The organism is Acinetobacter bohemicus ANC 3994 (genome assembly GCF_000367925.1).
In the GTDB taxonomy this organism is placed as follows: Bacteria; Pseudomonadota; Gammaproteobacteria; order Pseudomonadales; family Moraxellaceae; genus Acinetobacter; species Acinetobacter bohemicus.
In genome coordinates this window covers 1,053,312-1,076,336 of the sequence record NZ_KB849164.1, presented here as the reverse complement: position 1 = coordinate 1,076,336, position 23,025 = coordinate 1,053,312, and the positions used below count along the sequence as shown (strand labels likewise).

Below are 23,025 nucleotides of genomic sequence, written 5' to 3'. Positions count from 1 at the left end.
ACGACAGAATAAACATTTGGGTAATAAAAAACCCCGACATCCTGTCGAGGTTTTATAGCGAAAAATTTAGGCTTCAAATAGAAATTACATTAAAAGTTTAATCGTTAAACCCACTAAAGCAGAACCAATGATGACTCTGAGCACACTTTGATTAAACTTAAATAATGCGGCTACCGCTAAAATAGCAATGATGGCAGAGATATAATCAAAATTTCCTTCAAAGCCCTGTGGCCAAAGCACGTGGTAACATAAAAAGAGGGCCAAATTTAAAATTACCCCCACCACGGCAGCAGTAATAGCGGTTAAAGGGGCCGTGAATTTAATTTGATTATGTGTGGACTCTATAACAGGTGCGCCTGCTAGAATGAAGAAAAACGAGAAAATAAAAGTGAACCACGTGACGATAATTGCACCTAATGCACCAGCAATAAATTGATGTTCAGCACCCAGCAGCGAATGGTTATAAGCAGCTAAGAAACCGACAAAAGCCACCACCATGATCAATGGGCCGGGGGTACTTTCACCTAAAGCTAAGCCATCGATCATTTGAGTTGGGGTGAGCCAGTGATAAAAACCAACCGCACCCTGATAAACGTAAGGCAGAACAGCATAAGCACCACCAAAGGTCAGGAGTGCAGCTTTAGTAAAAAACCAAGCCAGTTGAGTATAAGAATGACTCCATCCAAAAATCATTGTTAAAGCAACCAGTGGAATTGCCCATAAAATTGCTGAAATTACTGCTATTTTGATCAGATGAGACCATTTAAAAATAGCATGTTCCGGTGTAGGGGTATCATCATCAATAATTGCACGTCCATAAGATTTTTGACTGGACGGATGTGCATTTAGCTTAAATAAATCAGGATGTTTTTTACCGACCAGATAACCCGATATTGCTGCACATAAAACAATGAAAGGGAAAGGAATGTTAAAAATAAATATCGCCAGAAAAGCGACAACTGCAATCGCCCATAAAAATTTATTTTTTAATGATCGACTGCCAATACGATACGTGGCATGAAATACAATGGCGGCAACTGCAGGCTTAATCCCATAAAATAAACCGGCAATAATCGGAACATTGCCATATTTTACATAGACCCAAGACAGCCCAATCAGAATAAAAAGAGAAGGTAAAACAAAGAAAACCCCTGCAACGATGCCTCCTTTGGTTTTATGCATTAACCAGCCAATATACGTTGCAAGTTGTTGAGCTTCCGGGCCGGGTAAGAGCATGCAATAATTCAAGGCATGCATAAAACGCTGTTCTGAAATCCATTTTTTTTCTTCAACCAACTCCTGATGCATAACCGCGATTTGCCCAGCAGGGCCGCCAAAGCTAATGAATCCCAGTTTTAACCAAAATTTAAAAGCTTGCCAAAAGCTGATAGATTCAATTTCTGTTTCATCTATTAAAGATGGCTGATTGTTCATGTTAAATTCCTTTGAAAATCTGCATATAAGCCATCAAAAATATGGTTTGAAAGATGGAGTAATTGATCATCATTTGTGATCGTGCTTCTTAAGCCTTGCAAGATTTTTTCAATGCCTAAGGCTTCGGCAGGCTCATTTCCTCCAACATCTAAAAAATGAACAATTTCAGCGATTTTATTTAAAGCAGGATTTTGTAATTCAAAGCTATGCATTAATACTTCAAAGGTGACTAGATGATTGATATGGGTAAATTGAGCATCATCAAAATCAAAACCCAAGGCATCCTTGGGGCAGTCATTGGGATGCTCTAACCATAGAAATTTTGCCTGAGGGTCTACAAATTTCTGAATGATCCATGCCGATGCCAAACGGTCAACCCAAGGACGCTTTCTGGTTGCCCAGATTTTACTTTGAAAATCTTGCTTAAATAAGACTTTTAATTGCTGTTCAAAATTATTGGGTTCATCGTATTCACCTAACCGAGCAATCGCATGTTCTAATCGGGTGAGTTCATTCAGTGCTTTGCTTTGATGATTATTCGGGAAAAAATCGATTTCTATCAGTGAATTGAGGTTTTTTCTTAATTTTCGAATCTGTTTGAGATGTTCTTTTTTCTTATTTGCTTCAAGCGTATTTTGTATTTGTGAAATTTCGGTTCTCAGTTCTTCATATTCTCCAGTTCTGTCAAAAAGTTGAGCAAGGTCTAAATGTGCAGGCGCTTCGGTCTGAAAGATATAGGCATGCCCATGTTCATTGATATGATCATGAACAACAGATTCGAATTTTTCAGAATGTAGTTCGGGTAAAAGGTAGACACCATCTCGCAACGTTGCTGCACCATTTGACTTTAATGAACGCCAAATTCGCATTCTTGCGGTTGTGCTTTGACTGGGAAGTGATGAGATCAGTAAAGATATTTTCATGTTATAAACTTAACAAATTTTGTTTAATTTATAACAAATTTATAAGATTAAAAATGGTTTTTATTGAATAAGAATATGTGTAAAAGTCATAAAAAAAATTTCTAGATAAATTTTTGTTTAAATACCTTTTAAAACGCATGTACACCGTAGAGATGAAATAATATCGAGCAATCGGATGATATTTGTTCCATTCAAATGCTTTGAATGTGCACTTATATGGAACAGACTTACATAAAAAACCTATTAATTTCTTATAAAGCATTGTTTTTTATGTCTAAGAAATTTTAAGACCACTCTAATGATAAAATTATAGGCTTATCAATTTTATGATTCGCATATCATGCAGAATAAAGTGAGTAAGCCGGCAGTACCAGCATTGACACTGGCTGCACTAGGAGTGGTTTTCGGTGACATCGGAACGAGTCCTTTATATGCGTTAAAAGAGAGCTTTCATGCCACTCGTGGATTACCTATTAATGAAATTAATGTTCTAGGCATTCTGTCTTTGATTTTTTGGACCATCACATTAATTGTTTCAATTAAATATGTATTGGTCATCATGAGAGCTGACAACAATGGTGAAGGGGGAATTATGGCTTTATTGGCGTTAAATCTTCGCCAAAAAGGTCTATCTCCTCGAAAGAAATTTATAATAATTATTTTAGGTTTTGTGGGAGCCTCTTTATTTTTTGGGGATGGGATTATTACGCCCGCAATTTCTGTACTTTCAGCAGTAGAAGGTCTTTCCATTGCAACACCGGCTTTCGACCGGTTCATCATTCCAATCAGTATCGGAATTTTAGTCGCACTCTTTGCTGTGCAAAGACATGGTTCTGCCGTCATGGGGAAATTTTTTGGTCCTATAACCTTAATATGGTTTCTCTCCATTGGGGCTATAGGTATCAGCAGTATTATTCAAAGTCCGTTTGTGCTCGCATTGCTTAGTCCACATTGGGCTTTTTTGTTTGTGGTGAATAATCCTTTTATTTCATTTTTTGTGATGGGAGCAGTCGTTCTAACGGTTACAGGTGGAGAAGCTTTGTATGCCGATATGGGGCATTTTGGAATTTTGCCTATTCGATTAGGCTGGTTTTTAATCGTTCTGCCATGTTTAATCCTGAATTACGCTGGACAGGGCGCATTACTGTTACGAGACCCAAGCGCTATTACAAACCCATTTTACTTACTTTTGCCTTCGGCTCTGCTCTATCCGATGATTATTCTTGCAACAGCGGCCGCAGTAATCGCTTCTCAAGCTTTAATCAGCGGTGTATTTTCTATGGCGAAACAAGCAATTCAATTGGGATATTTACCTCGCCTCACAATTTTGCATACCTCTGATTCAGAAATTGGCCAGATTTATATACCCTTACTTAATTGGCTCTTATTTATTTCTATTACGATCTTAGTCTTAATATTTGAAAATAGTAGTAGTCTAGCGGGCGCATACGGCTTAGCCGTAACAGTGACGATGTTCTGTGACACGTTATTGGTTGCTTTTCTTGCTTATAGTTATTGGAAATGGCAGACATGGAAAGTATTACTTTTCATTATTCCGTTTGTCTTTATTGACCTTATTTTACTGAGTTCTAATCTGCTCAAGGTCTTTATTGGTGGTTGGGTTCCGGTATTTATTGCGATTATCGTTTTTACCTTAATGATGACTTGGAAAAAAGGCAGAGAAATTCTGCAAGAAAAATTGCAGAAGGATACGCTTGCTCTAAATACTTTTATTCAGTACATGGGTGATACAAATCAACGTATTAGCGGAAATGCTGTCTTTTTAACGGGAACACCACAAGTCGTACCTCATGCTCTTTTACATAACCTAAAACATAACAAGGTTCTTCATGAACGTAACTTATTGGTCACCATAAGTATTATGGAGGTTCCTTATGTCGATACGGAAAATAGAATTGAGACCGAAGTACTGGATAAAGGCTTTTATCGAATACGCTTAAATTATGGTTTTAAAGAAGAACCTGATGTTCCTAAAGCATTAGAGAAAGCTTTCGATACATTAGGACTGGAATATAATTTAATGGATATAAGTTTCTTTGTGTCTAGAGAAAGACTTATTCCAATTATGTCAAATAAGATGTCCAATTGGCGTGAGAAACTCTTTGTGACTATGCAAAAAAATACCAGCCCTGTGAGTGATTTTTATAAAATTCCTTCCAACAGAGTGGTCGAGTTAGGCAGCCAGATTGAAATTTAAAAAAAATTGATCTTAAAAAAAACACCTTTGATTAGGTGTTTTTTTTATTTAACTGATATTTACCTAAAGTTAAGCTCATGAAGGATTTTTAAATTGATTTATGTAATAAAATGATTGAGGAGTAAATGTAGCCCATAAATCTTTGTGTACAGCGCCGTATCGAGATAATTTTTAAAAAAGCTGAGATATGTTGAATAATGTGCTTGTTCATTCTGAGAAAATTGTGAATACTCATGCCGCAAAATTCGGGCTGTAAAATTATCTTTTGGGGTGAGCAACTACTGTGAAAACGTATCCATTTTCTCGTTTACAAAAAGCATTATTGGCGGTTGGTTCATTTTCATGCCTAGGGCTGAACTCGGTATGGGTACATGCAGCAGAGGAGAGCGACACACCGCAACTTGCAACTATTACAGTCACTGCTCAAGCAGCACAAACGACTTACTATCAACCCAAAGTCAATTTATCAGGTTTTACTCAGCAAAATCTTGCTGAAATTCCTGCATCCATCAGCACAGTAACAGCCGAGCGTATAGCAGATCAACATGCAAAAACACTTGCCGATGTGGTCAAAAATGATGCATCCGTTGGTGATGGCTACGCGCCAATTGGCTACTATCAAAACTTTGTGATGCGCGGCTTTAGCTTAAATTCGGGATCGAGTTATTTACTGAACGGTAATTTGCTACGCGGTGAGCAAAATGTCGCACTTGAAAACAAAGAGCAAGTTGAAATTTTGAAAGGTATGAGTGCCATTCAAAGTGGTATGTCAACACCGGGCGGTGTGGTTAACTATGTCAGCAAACGTCCAAAAGATATTCATTCCATTACAGTCGAAGCAGATAGTCATGGCGGCAACCGTGTGGCAACTGACCTTGGTGGATGGTTAGGTGAAGATCAGCAGTTTGGCTATCGAGTAAATTTGGCTCATGAAGAAATCCATCCTTATGTTGAGCATGCTGATGGAAAACGTTCGTTCGGTTCTTTGGCTTTGGACTGGAAAATTTCGGATCGGTCAAAATTAGAATTTGATATTGAATCACAGCGTCAACAACAGCGCTCAGTACCCGGTTATCAGTTGCTTGGTGGTGAAACTGTACCGACAGGAGTTGAATGGGACCGTTTGCTAGGTTATCAAAACTGGAGCAACCCTGTAACCAATGAAAGTTTAAATACCAGCTTAAAATATACTTACCAAATTAATGAAAACTGGACAACAAACCTATCTGCTTCACAAAGTCGTGTAGTGGTTGATGATTATTCAGCCTTTGCATATACCTTTGACCAAAATGGTAACTATGACATTTATGATTTCCGTAGCCCTGATGATAGTTATCTGACTAATCAATTTAAAACAGGCTTAAACGGTAAATTCAATACTGGGGCATGGCAACATAACCTGAGCTTAGAGTTGTCACATGCTTATAAACGCCATGCTCAGTATGATGCAATCAATGACTTGATAGGTTCAGGAAATATTGCTAATGATCCTATCACCTACACACCTACGGACAAAGCCTTAGGCAATCATTATAAATCATTGGATAGTCAACAAACAGCTCTCAACTTGCTGGACCAAATTGAGTTTAATGATGCTTGGTCCGTTTTGCTGGGTGGTAAACTTTTACATTTAAATGAAAGTGCCTATGCTGCGGATGGCAACAGTATCCGTGACACCGACTTCAATCGCTTCTTGCCACAGCTCGCGTTGATGTATCAGCCTTGGCAGAACACTCATCTGTATGCCTCTTATGCCAAAGGCTTGAGTGATGGCAGTCAAGCACCGTGGTATGCCAATAATGCTTATGCCACTTTAGCGCCAAAACATTCAACCCAGTATGAGCTGGGTATTAAGCAACAATGGCAAGCCTTACTCTTTACTGCGGCATTGTTTGACTTAACGCAAGACAACCAATATACCAATACTGCTAGTGACTATGTCACCGATGGTGAACAGCATAACCTTGGATTGGAATTGGGATTGCAAGGACGTGTAGCGCAAAATTTAGATATGACATCGACTTTGGCACTGACCCGTTCACGTTTGGAAGATGTACAAGTAGATGACTATAAAGGGCATCAAACTCAAAATGTACCGACGGTTCGTTTCGCCAGTCATCTGTCTTACCAAATGCCTCAAGTAGAGGGTTTACGTTTACTCGCAGGTATGCAGTACAGCAGCAGCAAATATGCCAATAAAACAGGCACGGTGAAAGTTTCGGGCTATACCGTATTCGATGCAGGTGCTGCTTATAACTTCCGTGCTTATGGTTATGACAATATGCTTCGCCTTAATGTTGACAATCTGTTCAATAAGAAATACTGGCGAGATGCGGGAAGCTTCTTTGGAGATGACTATTTATTTCTGGGTACACCACGCACAGCACAATTATCATGGACTGTGAATTTCTAAGTTTTATATTCATTAATGTCAAATACAGCACACTAAACAGATCGTTTAGTGTGCTGTATTTATATGAATTTTTAAGTGATCAAAACAAGGGCTGTTTAGGCTCTATCAAAATAAGGTTAACTTTTGTTCACTAAATCATGCCTCGATTAGCGGAGCAGTCTTTTATTTCCCTAACTATCTTAAGATATCTGCCTTATCAAAATGAGCTCTTTTTTCAATAATTTTTCCATCTTGAATTTTAAGTAACATCATCAGTGAAAATCGAACCTGATTACCTGTAGGTTCAATATCCATTAAAGTTCCAGGTTGATTTCCATCAAAAATCATAAAAACGGCAACTGAATCTTTATCTGTAAATATTTGCTCAATCGTAAACTGAAAGCCCTTAAAAGCATCAAAATTCTGTTTTTCAGATTCTATAAAACCATCTGTACCACGAATTGGTGAATCAAGTTGAAGATAAAAAACAAAGTCTTCATGGCAAAGTTGCGTTGCACTTTTATAGTCTTCATTTTGAAGATGGGTATAAAATATTTGTACAATGCTGAAAACCCACGACACCATTCACATGTTTAAAGATTTAACCAAAGAAGTAAATGATCGAGAGATAGGCAAATGCAAGCTTTCGTTTGCATAATAACGCAATATTGAAGTGCTATGACCTATAATGTCACGCCTATTGATGTCATCTTTCGATAAGCACCTTTCCTATGTCACAACTTTCTTCTTGTTTTCAGCAGAACCAGTTTTGTATCTTAGTGGAATATCTCACTTCATTGACAAAGATTTTTCCTATTAAAAACACATTTGCTGGATATCCGTTAGTCATGACATTGGCAGACCGTGTACATTCAGATCATGACATTGCACCGCTTGAAGCCAGCCAGCATTATCCTGATTCAGTCGATAAGGTTTTACATTTTTCAGGTAAAGGGCGGGATATTCAGGATTTTGACGTATTCTTGCAGCAAGCGAAGTCAGCCAATATCCAGAACCTTTTATTGCTTACAGGCGATAAACTAAAAGAACATCATCATGGACGAGATGGAGCTCCTCGTACCCGATATTTAGAGTCTGTGAACGCTGTGATGGCAGCCAAGCAGCATGGCGGATTTCAAATCGGTGTTGCCTTTAACCCGTTCAAATATGCCGAAGCTGAGCGTGATGCGCAGTACTTAAAACTGCATAAGAAGATTAAAGCAGGTGCAGATTTTATTATCACGCAATTGGGTTATGACATCGAAGCGTTAAAGCAAGCGAAATCATTTTTAACGCATCATCATTACCCACAGAAAATACTCGCTTGTGTGATGCCGCTCAGTTTAGAGCGTGCCCGCTTTATGGTGAAACATAAAGTCGCAGGCATTGTTATCACCCCGCATATGTTAAAAGTCTTAGAAAATGAAAAACTAGCTGGATTTACCGATCGGGTTTATTTGCGCTGTGCTTTGCAAATCCTAATATGCAAGTATCTTGGCTTTGCAGGTATTCATCTTTCCGCTTGTCATAAGCCTGAAGAACAGATATTGCTTGAAAGCTATGTTGAGGAATATCGGCATCTTGAGTTAGATGCACTTGAATTACTTTGGAATTCACTTTGGCAAGTGAAGACAAGTAAAGCGTTTATGCCTGAACTGCCTTATTTTTCTCGTCAGCCGACATCAAGTCAGATTATCAAATATCAGCATCTCCATTTGATGCATGATGCTTTATTTGAATCTAAAATTGCTAAAGGCATAGGCAAGTTTATCTTTAAAGCAAATTTTTGGGATAAATCCGCGGCGGCTAATGCATTACTCAAAACCGAGTTTGTCAGTAAACATGGCGTGCTGGGCTGTGAAAGTTGTGGTCAATGTCGTTTGGGAGATACTTTATACATTTGCCCTGAAACTTGTCCAAAGGGTTTAGCCAATGGACCTTGTGGTGGAACCACTTTGGATCGCTGTGAGTTTGGTGATCGTGAATGTATTCATTCAGTCAAAGCACGACTTGCAAAAGCAGTTGAGCAAACCCAAGTTTTAAAAGAAAAATTGATTCCAACGGTGCCAATTGAAGTTCGTGGAACCAGTTCGTGGAACCAGTTCGTGGAAAAATTGGTATTTGGCGACCGAAGCTTAAGCTTCATCATCCATGGCATTTGAATAAAACTTCACACCAAGCTTAATTCGTTCACGACCATTACCTATGCGCCAACGGTTGGTGTCTCGAAGTGAGTACACGCAGCCGCAGTATTCTTGCTGATAGAACTCTTCTTTCTTACTCATTTCATATTCTTTGACAGGGTGAATATTGGGATTGTAAAAAAGATGGAAAAGTTGATGCCTGACTCAATCAAGATTTCCATAACGTCTTCTGAACATGGTGCACAGTAGGAGTTTGTCATGACCTGCTGGGAGAGTCAGTTTTTGACATGTGAGTTTGTTTGACATGGCTTGAATCTAAACCCAATATTCCAGCAATTTGGATAAGTTTAAAAGATGAACATACTGATCTTTACTAACTTTTAGATGAGTTAAATTCATTTCTGATGATTTTAGAGCCTTTATAAAATGGTTGCTGTCCCAACTCAAATAACAAAATAAAAATGTCGTTGATAGAAGTTTTCAAGTCAGATATTGAATTCAATTCACGCCCTTAAAAATCACTTTTACAAGTAAATTCTTTAGCCACCTTTCGACATATAATCCTTTTTAGTTATTGTATTATATGGTTTTTATATGTTGAATAACGCAAATCCTAAATGATTACTCTCCACCATTTTATGTTGGTTTAATGACTTTTCTTATCAAAAATTGGGTAGCCAACTTTTCATCCTTTATTCTTAATAAATACAACAAAATTCCCAAACATGAATTTTACTCACTTTAGGTTGAGACTAAATCATTTTTATTCATGTAATGATTCGGGTATAAATTACTGCATAAAGAAATTCAGATTTTATTGCAGAAATTAGGGTAACAGATCGCCATGAGTACAGAGTTTGCATGTTCAATTAAACGCATTCGTTTTGATGAAAATTATCAACCAGCAGATAACACACGTCTAACAACTAACTTTGCCAACTTGGCCCGTGGTGAAAGCCGTGAGCAGAACCTACGTAATACGTTTCGAATGATTAACAATCGTTTCAATGCTTTAGCACAAACAGATAACCCGAATGGTGATCGCTATTCACTTGAAATCGATATTATTTCTGCAAATTTAGATATTGAAGGTAATGGTAAAACTTTCCCGATCATTGAAATGCTTAAAAGCACGATTACGGATCATCATACCCATCAGCGTATTGAGGGCATGATTGGTAATAGCTTCTCATCTTATGTACGTGACTACGATTTTAGCGTGGTGCTGAAAGAACATAATAAAGAGAATTCAACTTCGTACGCACCAGAAGGTTTTGGTGATTTACATGGCAAGCTTTATCAATACCTAGTGAACTCAGAGACTTTTAAAGCAGAGTTTAATCAACAACCTGTGATTTGCTTGAGTGTTTCAACGGCGAAGAAGTATCACCGTACTGCCAATGAGCATCCTGTTTTAGGTGTTGAGTATAAACAAGATGAATATTCACGTACTGATGAGTATTTCCATAAAATGGGCTTACAGGTTCGCTTCTTTATGCCGAAAGGTAGCGCTGCACCTTTAGCATTCTATTTTGCGGGTGATTTATTGCGTGATTACAGCGATTTTGAGCTGATCAGTGCAATTAGCACCATGGAAACTTTCCAAAAGATTTATCGTCCTGAAATTTACAATGCAAATTCATCAGCGGCACAAGTCTATCAAGCAAGCCTAGAGTATCCAGATTACTCATTAACACAAATTGTTTATGACCGAGTTGAACGTGGTCAATTAGCAGTAAAGCAAGGTAAATGGACGGAAGAAAACTTTATTAAGCCTTATCAAGACATCCTTGAACAATGGGCTGCGAATTACACCGTAGATAGCAACGCTGCTTAATTTACCTGAAATAGAACATAGAGATAGAAGATTTAAAATGGCCATTTTATTACCAACATCAACTGCAGGCAGTTTACCGAAACCTTCTTGGCTTGCTGAGCCTGAAAAACTTTGGTCACCTTGGAAACTCGAAGGTGAAGCATTACTCGAAGCGAAACAAGATGCTTTACGTTTGTCATTGCAAGAACAACTTCATGCAGGCATTGATATCGTTAGTGATGGCGAACAAACCCGCCAACATTTTGTCACCACGTTTATTGAACATCTGGATGGCGTTGATTTTGAGAAACGCGAAACGGTTCGTATCCGTAATCGTTATGATGCGAGCGTACCCTCAGTAGTAGGTGCAGTAAGCCGTCAAAAGCCTGTTTTTGTTGAAGATGCTAAGTTTTTACGCAGCCAAACAAATCAGCCGATTAAGTGGGCATTGCCGGGTCCGATGACTATGATTGATACGCTGTATGATGGTCACTACAAAAGCCGTGAAAAACTGGCTTGGGAATTTGCCAAGATTCTGAATCAAGAAGCACGTGAGTTAGAAGCTGCTGGCGTGGATATTATTCAGTTCGATGAACCTGCATTTAATGTGTTCTTTGATGAAGTGAATGATTGGGGTGTTGCAACGCTTGAGCGAGCACTTGAAGGTCTGAAATGTGAAACTGCGGTTCATATTTGCTATGGTTATGGGATCAAAGCCAATACTGATTGGAAAAAGACCTTGGGTTCAGAGTGGCGTCAATATGAAGAAGCATTCCCTAAGTTGCAACAATCTAAAATTGATATCATCTCACTCGAATGCCAAAACTCTCGTGTGCCGATGGATCTGATTGAGCTGATTCGCGGTAAAAAAGTGATGGTTGGTGCGATTGATGTGGCAACCAATAGCATTGAAACACCAGAAGAAGTTGCGAATACGCTACGTAAAGCACTTCAGTTTGTCGATGCCGATAAACTTTATCCATCAACCAACTGTGGCATGGCACCTTTAGCGCGTCACGTTGCAAGAGGCAAGCTGAATGCGTTAAGCGCAGGCGCAGAAATCGTTCGACAAGAACTTTCGCCTTCATACGCATCTATAGCTTAATGTGAAAAGGCTACCCGTTTAATAAAATGGGTAGCTTTTATCCGAGTAAAAGCATGTGTTCGTTTTACTCGGAACTCGTTTAGAAAATCTGCCGATGTGACTAAATCGCTGGTATAGATCAATCTAAACAAAAATGTACGGTTCAATGTAGGAATAAAATGATGATTGAAGCAACAGACTTTAGAGATGCAATGTCTTTGTTAACCAGTGCGGTGAGTGTCGTGACTACGGCTGGCATGTCTGATCGTCATGGATTCACTGCATCTGCCGTGTGCAGTGTCACGGATACACCACCGACATTATTGGTCTGTATGAATAAAGCTTCTCGGTCACATGCACATTTTATAGAAAATAAAATTTTAACAGTGAATGTTTTAGGCGCACAGCATCAGCATATTTCGAATGTCTTTGCATCTAAAATGACGTCTGAAGAGCGTTTTAAACATGGCGTTTGGACAGAGTTAGAAACGGGTGCACCTGTTTTAGAAGATGCTTTGGTCAATTTTGATTGCGAAATTGATGAAATTCAAGAAGTTGGCACGCATACTGTTTTCATGTGTCGTATTGTCGCGATTCAACAAAGCCAACATGATCAAAGTTTGGTTTATTTTAATCGTGCTTATCATCAGGTGGGGCAGACCGAAACTGCTTAAACTCACTTTTTATTTAACATTAACTCTCAATCAAGTAAGTATGTCGTGGAATTAATTATTTTTTTAGCAATAGGTGCATTAGCAGGATTTGCTGCTGGGCTCTTTGGTGTTGGCGGTGGACTAATTATCGTACCACTTTTATATGTGGTCTTTACGCAAATGGGCTATGATCCTGAGGTTGTGATGCATTTAGCTTTGGGTACATCGTTAGCGACCATTATTGTGACATCTATCAGTTCATTGATGGCCCATAATAAAAATGGTGCAGTCATTTGGTCGGTATTCAAAAATCTAGCACCAGGGCTGGTCATCGGATCTTTTTTAGGGGCAGGTGTTGCGGGATTATTATCGAGTGCTAAGCTACAGTTAATTATTGGATTATTTGCAATTTGGGTTGCATACAACATGTTTGTTGGTGCAAAAAAAGTAGTAGAGCAGAATAAAGTACTTCCATCAACGACTAAACAAGTATTTGCCGGTACTGGGATAGGCGTTGCATCAGCAATTTTTGGAATTGGCGGTGGTAGTTTAACTGTACCTTATCTCAATCATTATAGCGTGGTCATGCAAAAAGCGGTTGGAACATCAGCAGCATGTGGTTTACCCATTGCAATAGCTGGTGCACTAGGCTTTATGTTTTTTGGGGCGCAAGACAATATTTTGGTTTCAAACAGTATTGGCTATGTGCATATTTATGCTTTTATTGGCATAAGCTCAATGAGTTTTTTTACAGCGAAGTTAGGTGCTAAAGTGGCACATGCATTATCACCACAAATGTTGAAAAAATGCTTTGCTGTATTGTTGCTTAGCGTAGGATGTTTTTTCCTTTTTAAGGGATTACTTTAAAATATATTCAGTTAATTCTTATGATAAAAAGCTCATTAGAGTAATGCTGATTAGTTAAGCTTTTTTAAATCCTCCCCAACCCTCCTTTTTCAAAGGAGGGGGTATCATTTAACAAATCAATAGCAGTCTATACTCGCCATCCTTTTCAATAGGTGCTCTATGCACACAGGGTAAGACCTTTTGCGTTGGATGATCTACCGCCAAGCGCCAAAGATGTCCTGAACCTAAGTTCACGGGTTTTGCATTCGGTTTAGGCTGATAATGTAAATCAAAAAAGTATTCTGCTAAGAACGCTTCAAATTCAGCTTCTGGGCCATCATGTAGTTCTTTGAGTTTTTCTCTGATCTCGGGAATTAAAATCTTTTGCTCTACCTGATCATTGGGCACGATATCACTTGCAGCGCCGTAGTATGTACATAAGAAAGTATCTGTTTCTATGGGTGAGCGGTCAATATGATAGGAATATACATCTGTTGAAATAAAATCTAGCTCATCATCTCGTTCGTAACATTTCAGTAAATTAAGCGAAGGGGATGCTCCGAAATCAGTTAATAGCTGGATATCGCTTAAAATAATTTCCCGTGCGAGATGACCATGTTCTGAAAGTTGCAATGCTAAAAGATCTTCAACGGAAACTTCTGTAATATTTTCTTTTAACTCAAGTTTAGCCACAATCTCCTTGAAATCTCCAACCAAATTTCTATACCAGCAAAGCGCATTCATCTCTCCTTGAAAATTGGAATTTACAAGTTCGGAAAAAGTAGAAACTACTTTAATTTGAGGGTTATCAGAAAACGGATTTTTCATAGCAGACGTAAGTATTAAACCATGCGCAATAATATACGTTCAGTTTGATAATAGAAATGCTGAATCATTCGTGACATAGATAGTTTTTTTTAAATTTTAAGTATTTCATTAAGCACTTATGACAACGTTATGCAGACTACTGTCTTTAGATATGCTATTTAACACAAAATGAAGTTGTGCGGCTTCAGAATAGAAATTTATTTGAGTAATAATTATGAGCGAGAAAATTCAGCAGAGACTAACACAACTCATTAGCCAAGCTGAACAAATACTAAGTCAAGCTAAACAAAACTCAAATGGGGGGCTTTACTTAGATCAAAATAGTGTAGACCTATATACACAGTGGCTAGTTAGTTCGAAATCATTACTTAGACTAATTTGTGCTGATAACAAAGCAACTCATTATGAATTATTTTGTTCAGATGAAAAACAAACTCACTCTTTTGAGGGGAAACCTACTATTTTAAGACGTTTGAATAGTGTTTTAAAAGCTACTTTAGATGATGTGAATACTGGATTATTAATATCATTTAAAACTATTATTCAATCTGAAGTTTTTGATAGTGAGTTAGATCAAGCTAAACACTTTTTAGATTCTGGCTATCTTGTAGCTGCTGCGGTTACTGCTGGTGTGGTATTAGAAACTTAAATCAAAGAACTTTGTAAAAACAATGGTATAGATATTTATTTACCTGAATCAATTAAGCCTAAGAAATTGGATGTACTTAATGCAGCGTTAAAAAATGCAGAAGTTTATAATATTCTTCAACAAAAAAAGATTACAGCATTAGCCGATGTAAGAAATAATGCTGCTCATGGAAATGTTGATCAATTTTCAAAAGAAGATGTAATAGATATGATTAGAGATATTGAAAGATTCTTACTAACGTATTCATCATAAAAAGAACCTTCGCTATCTAATTGTGAATTCTAATTTCAAATCAGAAAATAAATATTAAGTAGCTGAACCTGATCAATACAACCCTTGTTTGGTCATGTATCAGCTACTTATTTATATAAATTTACTTCCTTTATTCATGTTCTTTACGAAGACTCAATGCAAGCTCATCCCAACGCTGTATCGCTGTGTCCATCGCTTGCATTTTGACATGACCAAAACCTCGTACATCTACTGGTAATTTAGCGATTTGTTCAGCAACAGATAAGTCATAACTTTCAGGTGTAAAACTAATGTCTTTTACAAATGCGATATAACGATCACGCCAAGCCTGTTCTTTTTGACGTTCTTGCTGTAAAGCAAATGGATCAAGGAACGTTTCTCTCAGCCACTGTAGGCGAGCAAGGATCATCATCGGAATACGCATCCAATATCCGAAAGCACGTTTGCGTATGGCACCATGAGCACCCAAAGCAGGAGGTGCTAAGTGATATGTTAAACGTAGACCTTGACCAAATTGGGTTTCAATTGATTGTTTAAAGCTTTTTCCTGTGAGTAAGCGCGCAACTTCGTATTCATCTTTATACGCCATAACTCTATAGAGCTGTGTCGCAATGGTTCCAGTTAATTCTTCGGGTAAAACTTTGGCAGCTTGTTCCACTAGAGTTCGATACTGAGTTGCATAATCTTGATTCCAATATTCGACCAGACGTGCAGAACGATCTTCAATGAGTTCAGCCAACGTGGTTGGTTTACTGCTTACTGGTATTGTTGCAATAATGCGTTTGGCTAAGTCAGGCTCACTCATCAGATGACACCCGATACGGAAAGCTTCAAGGTTTTTTTCAGCAGCCGTACCATTCAAGTGGATTGCCTTCTCAATACTTTCACGTTTCAACGGAATTTGACCTGATTGCCAAGCCATACCAAGTAAAATCTGATTTGCAAAGATTGCATCACCCAGCACTTGTGTGGCAATACGTGTTACAGGTAAAGATACGAGTTTTCCTTGTGTTGTTCGACCACGAAGTCGATGAATCAAATCTGTAATTGGCGCGTACCAATCACGAGATTCAAGGAAATTAGAAGTAGGGGAACTATCTTCATTGACAATGACAACAGCATCCGCTTTTAAACGAGAAAGTGCTGCATTACTGCCTGCCACAATGGCATCTGCACCAATTAATAAATCACATTGACCCGCAGGTATTTTGGTTGCAGAGATTTGCTCATCTTCTGTCGCCAGTTGTATGTAGGAGTAAACCGTACCACCTTTTTGAGCAAGTCCAGCCATATCCATGATACGTGCAGCTTTACCCTCCAAATGAGCTGCCATTCCAAGTAAAGCGCCTGCTGTCACCACACCCGTACCGCCAACACCACCGACCATGATCCGGATGGGATGTTGATCCAATTCAGGAAGGATGGGCTTTTCTGGCCAGCCGGCTTCTATACCTTTGAATATTTCTGGGCGTTTTATATCTCGAGTATGGACTGTGACAAAACTTGGACAAAAACCTTCGACACAAGAGAAGTCTTTGTTACAACTGCTTTGATTAATTTGACGTTTGGTTCCTAATGCTGTTTCAATAGGTTCAATTGACAAACAGTTCGACTTTTTAGAACAGTCGCCGCAACCTTCACAAATCTCGCTATTAATAAAAACTCGCTCTGCAATATCTGGGTAAGTATTGCGTTTACGACGACGGCGTTTTTCACTGGCACAGGTTTGAACATAAATTAACGCCGTAACGCCAGAAATCTCACGTAATTTGCGTTGCACATCATCTAGCTCATTTCTGTGATAAATCTCGACATGAGACGCAATACCTTCTTCGGCATGAATCAGCTCAGGTTCATCCGTGACGATCACTTGTTTTGTGATTCCTTCTGCATCCAATTGTCGGGTTAACTGTGCCACGCTCAAATGACCATCGACATGCTGCCCACCTGTCATTGCCACTGCGTCGTTATAAAGAATTTTGTAGGTCATATTGAGTTTTGCAGCGATCGCTTGGCGTATTGCAAGATAACCTGAATGGAAATAGGTTCCATCGCCTAGATTGGCAAAAATATGCTTTTCATTGGTGAAATGTGAAGCGCCCGCCCAACTTACGCCTTCACCACCCATTTGCGTGAACGTTTCCGTGCCATGATTCTGTAACACGGCAATATAATGACAACCGATCCCGCCCAGTGCACGACTGCCTTCGGGTAGCTTAGTTGATGAGTTGTGAGGGCAGCCACTACAAAAGAAAGGTTTGCGTTCTGCGATATCAAGCGCATGCTGTGATGCTTGCTCTGCTTGTTGTAACAGCTCAACTTTATTTTGAATTTGCGTTTTTAAACTTTCAGGAATATCTAATTTTAAGAATCGAGCGGCCAACATTTTTGCAATCGGTTCAGGTTGGAATTCATAGTGACCAATCAAAGGCGCTTCATTAATTGATGTACTCCATTCACCTTTACCATCACAGGCTTTACCAATGATACGAGGGCGTTTGCCATCTGGAAGCGCATAGAGTTCATCTTTAATTTGTGCTTCCAGAATCGGGCGTTTTTCCTCTACAACAATCAGCTCTTCTAAACCTTCGGCAAATTCACGAAGACCTTGTGGTTCTAAGGGCCAAATTAAAGCAACTTGATACACTCTTAGTCCGAGCTGTTGCGCCGTTTCACCTTCAATTCCGAGAATACGTAATGCCTCAATGGTATCTAAATAACCTTTACCACTTGCTACAATACCAATACGCGCATCAGCACAATGCCATGTCACCTGATTCAGTTTATTTTCACGTGCATAAGCCAATACAGCGGGTAAGCGATATTGATAAAGACGTTGTTCTTGTTGAATGCCATGATCGGGCCAACGAATGTTGACACCATCTTCTGGCATTTGAACATTTTTGGGTAAAACAGGGGTGACTCGATCTAAATCTACATGCACAGAAGCAGAGGTTTCGACGATTTCACTGACTAACTTCATCGACGTCCATACACCCGCAAAACGTGACATGGCGACCGCATGTACACCTAAATCCAGAATGTGTTGTATTGAAGTCGGATAAAAAATTGGAATACCACAACCGATCATGACGTGTTCGGACTGGTGTGGAATACTCGAAGATTTACAAGAATGATCATCACCAAAGAAGGCAACTACACCACCTCGTTCTGCTGTTCCAGCAAGGTTGGCATGACGCAGAACATCTCCTGAACGATCTACCCCCGGGCCTTTTCCATACCACCATGCGGTTACACCATCATATTTACCTTGACCTGCAAGATTGGCTTGTTGGGTACCCCAAATTGCAGTAGCAGCGAGATCTTCATTTACGCCGGGTTGAAAAACAACATGATGGTCCTTGAGTATGCCTTCAACTTGCCAGAGAAAATTATCATAATTTCCGACAGGGGAACCACGATAACCTGAAATAAAACCAGCAGTATGATAACCGTTTAAAGTATCCCGCCGTGTTTGCGCAAGTGGTAAACGCACCATGGCCTGAATACCTGTCATGTAAGCAGTACCGTTATCACTGAGATATTTATCTTCAAGTGATACATCCTTGGTTGGAATCTTATTTGGCGTAAATTTTGTCGCGATATTCATTTATGTCTCCTTAGAATTTTGTAGTTCGAGCTACTTTCTTATTTCAACATCCGGTTGAATATTTGGAGTAAATGACATACTGAGAAAAATATTGATCAGTTCATTTAAGACCGTAGAACTGTTCGATGTATGTACACTAATGTCATTGTGGGTGATCCAGACTGGTGCAACAATGCGTAATTAAGAAAAACATATTTACGTTATGCGCAAAAATCTTGATGGTGGATTACTCCATGCAATGCATGCTTTCCTAAAAGTCATTGATAGTGGAAGCTTTACGGCTGCCGCAGAGCAAATGGAACTGACAACAGCGCAAGTGTCCCGACTCATTAGCGAGTTAGAAGGGCGCTTAGGAACAAAATTACTACAACGATCTACAAGACAGCATGCGTTGACCGATATTGGTGCAACTTATGCAGAGCAATGCCGTCAAGTGCTGGCAATGGTGGAAGAAGCCGAAGCTCAAGCCATGGGAATGGCAACCAAACCGCAGGGCAGGTTACGTGTTTTAAGTATGGCCAGTTTTGGTCATCATTATGTGTCTCCGATGCTGGCAGAGTTCTGTCAAACCTATCCAGAACTTACAGTTGAATACCGTACTTCGCAAAATGTACCCGACCTTTTAGCTAAAGGAATTGATGTCAGTTTATATCTCACGGAATCTTTGGCTGATTCAAGATTTATGGCGCGTCGAATTGGGACAATCTTTTCATTACTTTGCGCATCACCAGCCTATTTAGAAAAATATGGCGAACCGAAATCATTAGATGATCTACAAAAACATGCATGTTTAAGATTGGTGAACCCATCTATTACACCGCAATGGCATCTCGTCAGTGAAAATAGTTGTTCGTATCAAATCGATATTACGGGGCCATTGATTGCAGATACGCCAGAACTATTACTGGACATGGTACAGCAAGATATGGGCATTGCATTGCTTCCAACCTTTACGGTAATTGAGGCTATACGTACTGGACGATTACGCCGTGTCTTAGCCGATTGGAGATCACCTGATATTGGTGTTTATACCTTACTACCATCACGTCATTTTATAGATGCTAAAACAAGAGCATGGTTAACGTGGGTTGAGCAACATATTTCGCCTAAAATTCAGAGTGATACAGAGTATTTTTTATAATTCCAATTCGTGATTCAAATCATTAAGGAAAGCATTAAATAATAAAAAGTAGATTTACCAGAAACAAGAAACCACAGTCCATAGATAATATGCCGGTAAAGATTGATGAACAGACATATTTTTAAAATGGTCGGCTACGATAGATCAAAAGGTGTTTTAACCAAGGCTGATTATGTGTACATGCGCGATCTACTGGAGACCGTAATAGAACAACTGCAAAATTCAGATTTAGACAAAGATTCAGAAATAGACCGTTTAAAACAATTCTTTATTAAATTCGATCATCATGTTGAACGCATGAGATAGCGCGTCAGATTTCGGCATAACGTATATTATGTTACACAAGCTACTCAACATCATGAATAAACTTGTCCAGATTCATGATGTTGAGCTGTGGCTACAACTGAGGTTGTGTAGGCCACAGTCTTAGATATTCTATTTAACATAATATACATTATACGAAGTAATGTAATTCAAGCCTTTGATATACAAAGGCTTTTCTATTAGTTTTTAGCTGATTCTGTTGCAGGCAAAACTAAATCATGAAGAATTAAAGTTGATTGACTACCATTTGAAACCATCTCAAACGTACCTTTTAAAGTGACTGGAAACTTCATGTGCTTGATACGTTCAAAATTAAAAGACGTTCCCCAAGTAATAGATTCACCAACTTGACCGACAAAGTTTTCTCCAGTCTTTAAATCAGCCTGATAAAAAAGTTTAGTTGAATCAAACTTTCGACCATCAAATTCGCCTTTAGATTGCTTTGCACCCAAAATCGTGATGTCAGATACGAACTTCATTAATAAATTCCTTATATGAAGATTGATTCACCAATGGAACGCCAACAAATAAAGGCCATTCATCAATGTGTGATTCAATTGGTTTATTGATACGAATAGACTGCATAACAGCAGCATGTGAGAACTTTAGACGCTTTGGAACAACGTCTTTTGATGATGAAAGCAAGTTAATCAATTCATTAGGTTCAATTATTTTAGAGAATTGACGAATATATTTACCAAACTGATTCTTAGTGATCTGAATAGCTTTATCCTAATTTATTTCTGTTTGTTTTTTAACAGTTTTTATGCGCTCAGGAGTCTGAAATTGTTCACGGATTTCCTGAGCAAGCCATTCAAAACATGGATAAGAACCAACAAAATACTTAGATGGATATAACAAAACATCAAAGGGTAAATCACGGTCAGAAGATTTATACTCAACCTCTGCACGTGTCCAACGACTTAAAATATCGCCTTCTTTTTTACCTTTCTCATAGATACGTAGGTATTTACCTGATTCACGTGTACCAATTACAAGAGTTCTACCCTTACCGTTCGGACGTTTCCAGTTGCCTTTATGTTCAACACTAGGTTCTTTACCACCACACCAAAAACCGTCTATTTCATCCCAATGGTTAGCAATATCAACATTTAAATGAACACCTTCAAAATCATCATGTGCAAGGTCAATACGGTTTAGTTTTGGACGAGAACAAACACGAGTTAAAAATTTATAGAGCTGAGATTCCCAACCTTTACGAGCTATAGCGCAACCTGAGCCATTAATTTGTATAGATATTTTTTATTAGCATGTCCATACAAAACCATGCCTAAACCATCTTGTAATTCATAACTATAAGCATGGAAATGCATTCCACGATCACGTTTAACACCAAGACCAAAACCAAAAATCTCAAATAAAAGCTGATCTAAATATGTTTCAATCCAGTCAGTTAAAGCAGCTTCGACAAATTCAGGATCAAGATTTAAATATTTATGATCACCAGTTTCAACACCAAATGAAAATGTAACCCAATCAACTGCTGCAACAGAATCTATATCGCAAGGAACTGAGAATAAAACTGGTTTAACACCTTCCTCTGTAGAAACAAGTTTGCAGTTGTCTAATTTACGAGGAAAAGTGAACTCTGCTGTTTGTGGTTGTAAATTCGATACCCCCATCTTATACCCCCATCTTATAAGGGGGTCATCTGAGGCATATCCCCTGTGTTTTTACGTACATTGTTCATTTTTTAAGCTTCCCCTCCAAACTCTGACAAGTCTGCATTTGCTGCTTTGTAATTCTTTAAATGAGCGTCAATGAATGAATAGTCGTATGAATATTCAGATGCAACAAAAGCAAGATGCTCTAAGCAATACTGAGTATTTAAAGCAGGGACAAAATTCTCTAAAGCCACCTGTCCTTGTTGAGAAACAATTTCTGCAACACGGTTAAAAGCTGCTTGTGTAAATTCGAGCTTATTATTGAAAAATAATTGTTCATTGTTCATTTTATGATTTATCACAAATGATATTTATAGACTTTATAATATCTAATTTGTGATTTCGCAACATATCATAAAATATAAATCAGATATGATGTGCCCTACTTTAAAAGGATAGCTATATGGCAGTTACAGTTAGATTAAGAGATGACGAAGAAGAAATGATCAAAGAAGCAGCATTGGAAATGATGTTTGAAACAAAAATCAGAATTAAAGAATCTGACTTAATACACTCATTAATAAGAAAATATTTAAAGGATTTAAAAACAGAAGATGTGATGAAATATAGAGCTGAGATACTAAAAAAAGACGATTAATTATAGTTGTTGATCCTGACTACTAACCACCCTGCCCATCAACTTCGCATAATGAAGATTGATGTTAAATAACGCTGATTTGCATGTGAGAAATATCATTGCAAATCAGCTATGTAACATAATCTTCGGCTACATTATACGAAATGATATAATTATATATTTGATAAATAAGTGATTTTTACTAGATTTGCATTCATAAAAGTTTCTTTAGTAAACTATCCTTAAATTCCATAAAGAACTTAAAACTCATTTTCATAGTTCAAAGACAGATTTTTATAACGATCATTAATTGTTGGTTAGGCTCAACGAACCAATCAGGTTTTCATTGATTCAACTTGTTGGAATCAAGTTGAATCAATGAATAATAAAAATGATCTGGCACAAAATACGTGAAGCTAAAGCGCATACTTCTACCTTTGACATAGCTA

Annotated in this window: 21 protein-coding genes and 2 pseudogenes; 12 read left to right on the top strand and 11 right to left on the bottom strand. The window is 38.3% G+C overall.

The features are described from left to right. Positions 1-84 precede the first annotated feature (84 nt). A complete protein-coding gene (gene chrA, locus F994_RS05015; protein WP_004649057.1) occupies positions 85-1,434 on the bottom strand; it encodes a chromate efflux transporter in 1,350 nt (449 codons plus the stop codon). Then, entirely contained in the window at positions 1,431-2,357 is a 927-nt protein-coding gene (locus tag F994_RS05010; RefSeq protein WP_004649056.1) for a chromate resistance protein ChrB domain-containing protein, read from the bottom strand. The genes chrA and F994_RS05010 overlap by 4 nt, the downstream gene beginning before the upstream one ends. Positions 2,358-2,697: 340 nt before the next feature. Between F994_RS05010 and F994_RS05005 the strand changes: the two genes are divergently transcribed. Together F994_RS05005 and F994_RS05000 are read left to right on the top strand one after the other, a co-directional pair. Then, positions 2,698-4,575, top strand: coding sequence for a potassium transporter Kup (locus F994_RS05005; protein ID WP_004649054.1), 1,878 nt, complete (start codon positions 2,698-2,700; stop codon positions 4,573-4,575). 283 nt (positions 4,576-4,858) lie between these two features. Further along, positions 4,859-6,988, top strand: coding sequence for a TonB-dependent siderophore receptor (locus F994_RS05000; protein WP_004649053.1), 2,130 nt, complete (start codon positions 4,859-4,861; stop codon positions 6,986-6,988). Between the two features lie 174 nt (positions 6,989-7,162). Here F994_RS05000 and F994_RS04995 read toward each other — a convergent pair whose 3' ends face one another. Beyond that, positions 7,163-7,552 (bottom strand): ester cyclase, encoded by a 390-nt coding sequence (locus F994_RS04995; RefSeq protein WP_004649052.1) that lies wholly within the window; start codon positions 7,550-7,552, stop codon positions 7,163-7,165. A 146-nt stretch (positions 7,553-7,698) separates the two neighbouring features. Here F994_RS04995 and F994_RS04990 point away from each other — a divergent pair. Continuing rightward, a pseudogene (locus tag F994_RS04990) lies at positions 7,699-9,106 on the top strand (methylenetetrahydrofolate reductase C-terminal domain-containing protein). Here the strand turns inward: F994_RS04990 and F994_RS17125 are convergent. Further along, positions 9,103-9,417: pseudogene (locus tag F994_RS17125) on the bottom strand (epoxyqueuosine reductase QueH). The pseudogenes F994_RS04990 and F994_RS17125 overlap by 4 nt on opposite strands. 538 nt (positions 9,418-9,955) lie before the next feature. On the opposite strand from F994_RS17125, the gene F994_RS04985 reads away from it, so the two are divergent. From F994_RS04985 to F994_RS04970, 4 genes are all read left to right on the top strand, one after another. Continuing rightward, positions 9,956-10,948, top strand: a complete 993-nt coding sequence (locus tag F994_RS04985) for a DUF1852 domain-containing protein (RefSeq protein ID WP_004649050.1) — start codon at positions 9,956-9,958, stop codon at positions 10,946-10,948. Between the two features lie 37 nt (positions 10,949-10,985). Continuing rightward, complete coding sequence (locus F994_RS04980; RefSeq protein ID WP_004649049.1) at positions 10,986-12,032, top strand: methionine synthase; 1,047 nt, start codon at positions 10,986-10,988, stop codon at positions 12,030-12,032. Positions 12,033-12,193: 161 nt separating this feature from the next. After that, positions 12,194-12,685 carry a flavin reductase gene (locus F994_RS04975; RefSeq protein ID WP_034696557.1) on the top strand — a complete coding sequence of 164 codons (492 nt, stop codon included), beginning with the start codon at positions 12,194-12,196 and terminating at the stop codon, positions 12,683-12,685. A gap of 45 nt (positions 12,686-12,730) precedes the next feature. Further along, complete coding sequence (locus F994_RS04970; protein WP_004649046.1) at positions 12,731-13,531, top strand: sulfite exporter TauE/SafE family protein; 801 nt, start codon at positions 12,731-12,733, stop codon at positions 13,529-13,531. A 108-nt stretch (positions 13,532-13,639) separates the two neighbouring features. Here F994_RS04970 and F994_RS04965 read toward each other — a convergent pair whose 3' ends face one another. After that, on the bottom strand, positions 13,640-14,338 hold the full coding sequence (locus F994_RS04965; protein WP_004649045.1) for a DUF1826 domain-containing protein: 699 nt from the start codon (positions 14,336-14,338) through the stop codon (positions 13,640-13,642). Between the two features lie 214 nt (positions 14,339-14,552). Between F994_RS04965 and F994_RS17990 the strand changes: the two genes are divergently transcribed. After that, positions 14,553-14,987, top strand: coding sequence for an MATH domain-containing protein (locus F994_RS17990; RefSeq protein ID WP_004649044.1), 435 nt, complete (start codon positions 14,553-14,555; stop codon positions 14,985-14,987). Between the two features lie 66 nt (positions 14,988-15,053). Further along, positions 15,054-15,239, top strand: coding sequence for a DUF488 family protein (locus F994_RS17985; RefSeq protein ID WP_322740048.1), 186 nt, complete (start codon positions 15,054-15,056; stop codon positions 15,237-15,239). A 130-nt stretch (positions 15,240-15,369) separates the two neighbouring features. Here the strand turns inward: F994_RS17985 and F994_RS04955 are convergent, their stop codons facing one another. Further along, positions 15,370-18,849: an indolepyruvate ferredoxin oxidoreductase family protein gene (locus F994_RS04955; RefSeq protein WP_004649043.1), complete on the bottom strand. Its 3,480-nt coding sequence runs from the start codon at positions 18,847-18,849 to the stop codon at positions 15,370-15,372. A 202-nt stretch (positions 18,850-19,051) separates the two neighbouring features. Between F994_RS04955 and F994_RS04950 the strand changes: the two genes are divergently transcribed. Both F994_RS04950 and F994_RS04945 read left to right on the top strand, forming a co-directional pair. Continuing rightward, entirely contained in the window at positions 19,052-19,990 is a 939-nt protein-coding gene (locus F994_RS04950) for a LysR family transcriptional regulator (RefSeq protein ID WP_004649041.1), read from the top strand. 105 nt (positions 19,991-20,095) lie between these two features. Next, on the top strand, positions 20,096-20,296 hold the full coding sequence (locus F994_RS04945; RefSeq protein ID WP_004649040.1) for a hypothetical protein: 201 nt from the start codon (positions 20,096-20,098) through the stop codon (positions 20,294-20,296). A gap of 197 nt (positions 20,297-20,493) precedes the next feature. Here the strand turns inward: F994_RS04945 and F994_RS04940 are convergent, their stop codons facing one another. The 5 genes from F994_RS04940 to F994_RS04930 all read right to left on the bottom strand — a co-directional run bounded on the left by F994_RS04940 (position 20,494) and on the right by F994_RS04930 (position 22,286). Then, positions 20,494-20,793 carry a hypothetical protein gene (locus F994_RS04940; protein ID WP_004649039.1) on the bottom strand — a complete coding sequence of 100 codons (300 nt, stop codon included), beginning with the start codon at positions 20,791-20,793 and terminating at the stop codon, positions 20,494-20,496. Next, a complete protein-coding gene (locus F994_RS17935) occupies positions 20,777-20,899 on the bottom strand; it encodes a hypothetical protein (protein WP_265586611.1) in 123 nt (40 codons plus the stop codon). Before F994_RS17935 ends, F994_RS04940 begins: the two co-directional genes overlap by 17 nt. A gap of 147 nt (positions 20,900-21,046) precedes the next feature. Next, positions 21,047-21,418 carry a replication initiation factor domain-containing protein gene (locus tag F994_RS17750; RefSeq protein ID WP_265586613.1) on the bottom strand — a complete coding sequence of 124 codons (372 nt, stop codon included), beginning with the start codon at positions 21,416-21,418 and terminating at the stop codon, positions 21,047-21,049. 119 nt (positions 21,419-21,537) lie between these two features. After that, complete coding sequence (locus tag F994_RS17745; protein ID WP_004649038.1) at positions 21,538-21,957, bottom strand: hypothetical protein; 420 nt, start codon at positions 21,955-21,957, stop codon at positions 21,538-21,540. 71 nt (positions 21,958-22,028) lie between these two features. Beyond that, complete coding sequence (locus F994_RS04930) at positions 22,029-22,286, bottom strand: hypothetical protein (protein ID WP_004649037.1); 258 nt, start codon at positions 22,284-22,286, stop codon at positions 22,029-22,031. 116 nt (positions 22,287-22,402) lie between these two features. On the opposite strand from F994_RS04930, the gene F994_RS04925 reads away from it, so the two are divergent. Next, positions 22,403-22,597, top strand: a complete 195-nt coding sequence (locus F994_RS04925; protein ID WP_004649036.1) for a hypothetical protein — start codon at positions 22,403-22,405, stop codon at positions 22,595-22,597. The last annotated feature ends 428 nt before the right edge of the window (positions 22,598-23,025 follow it).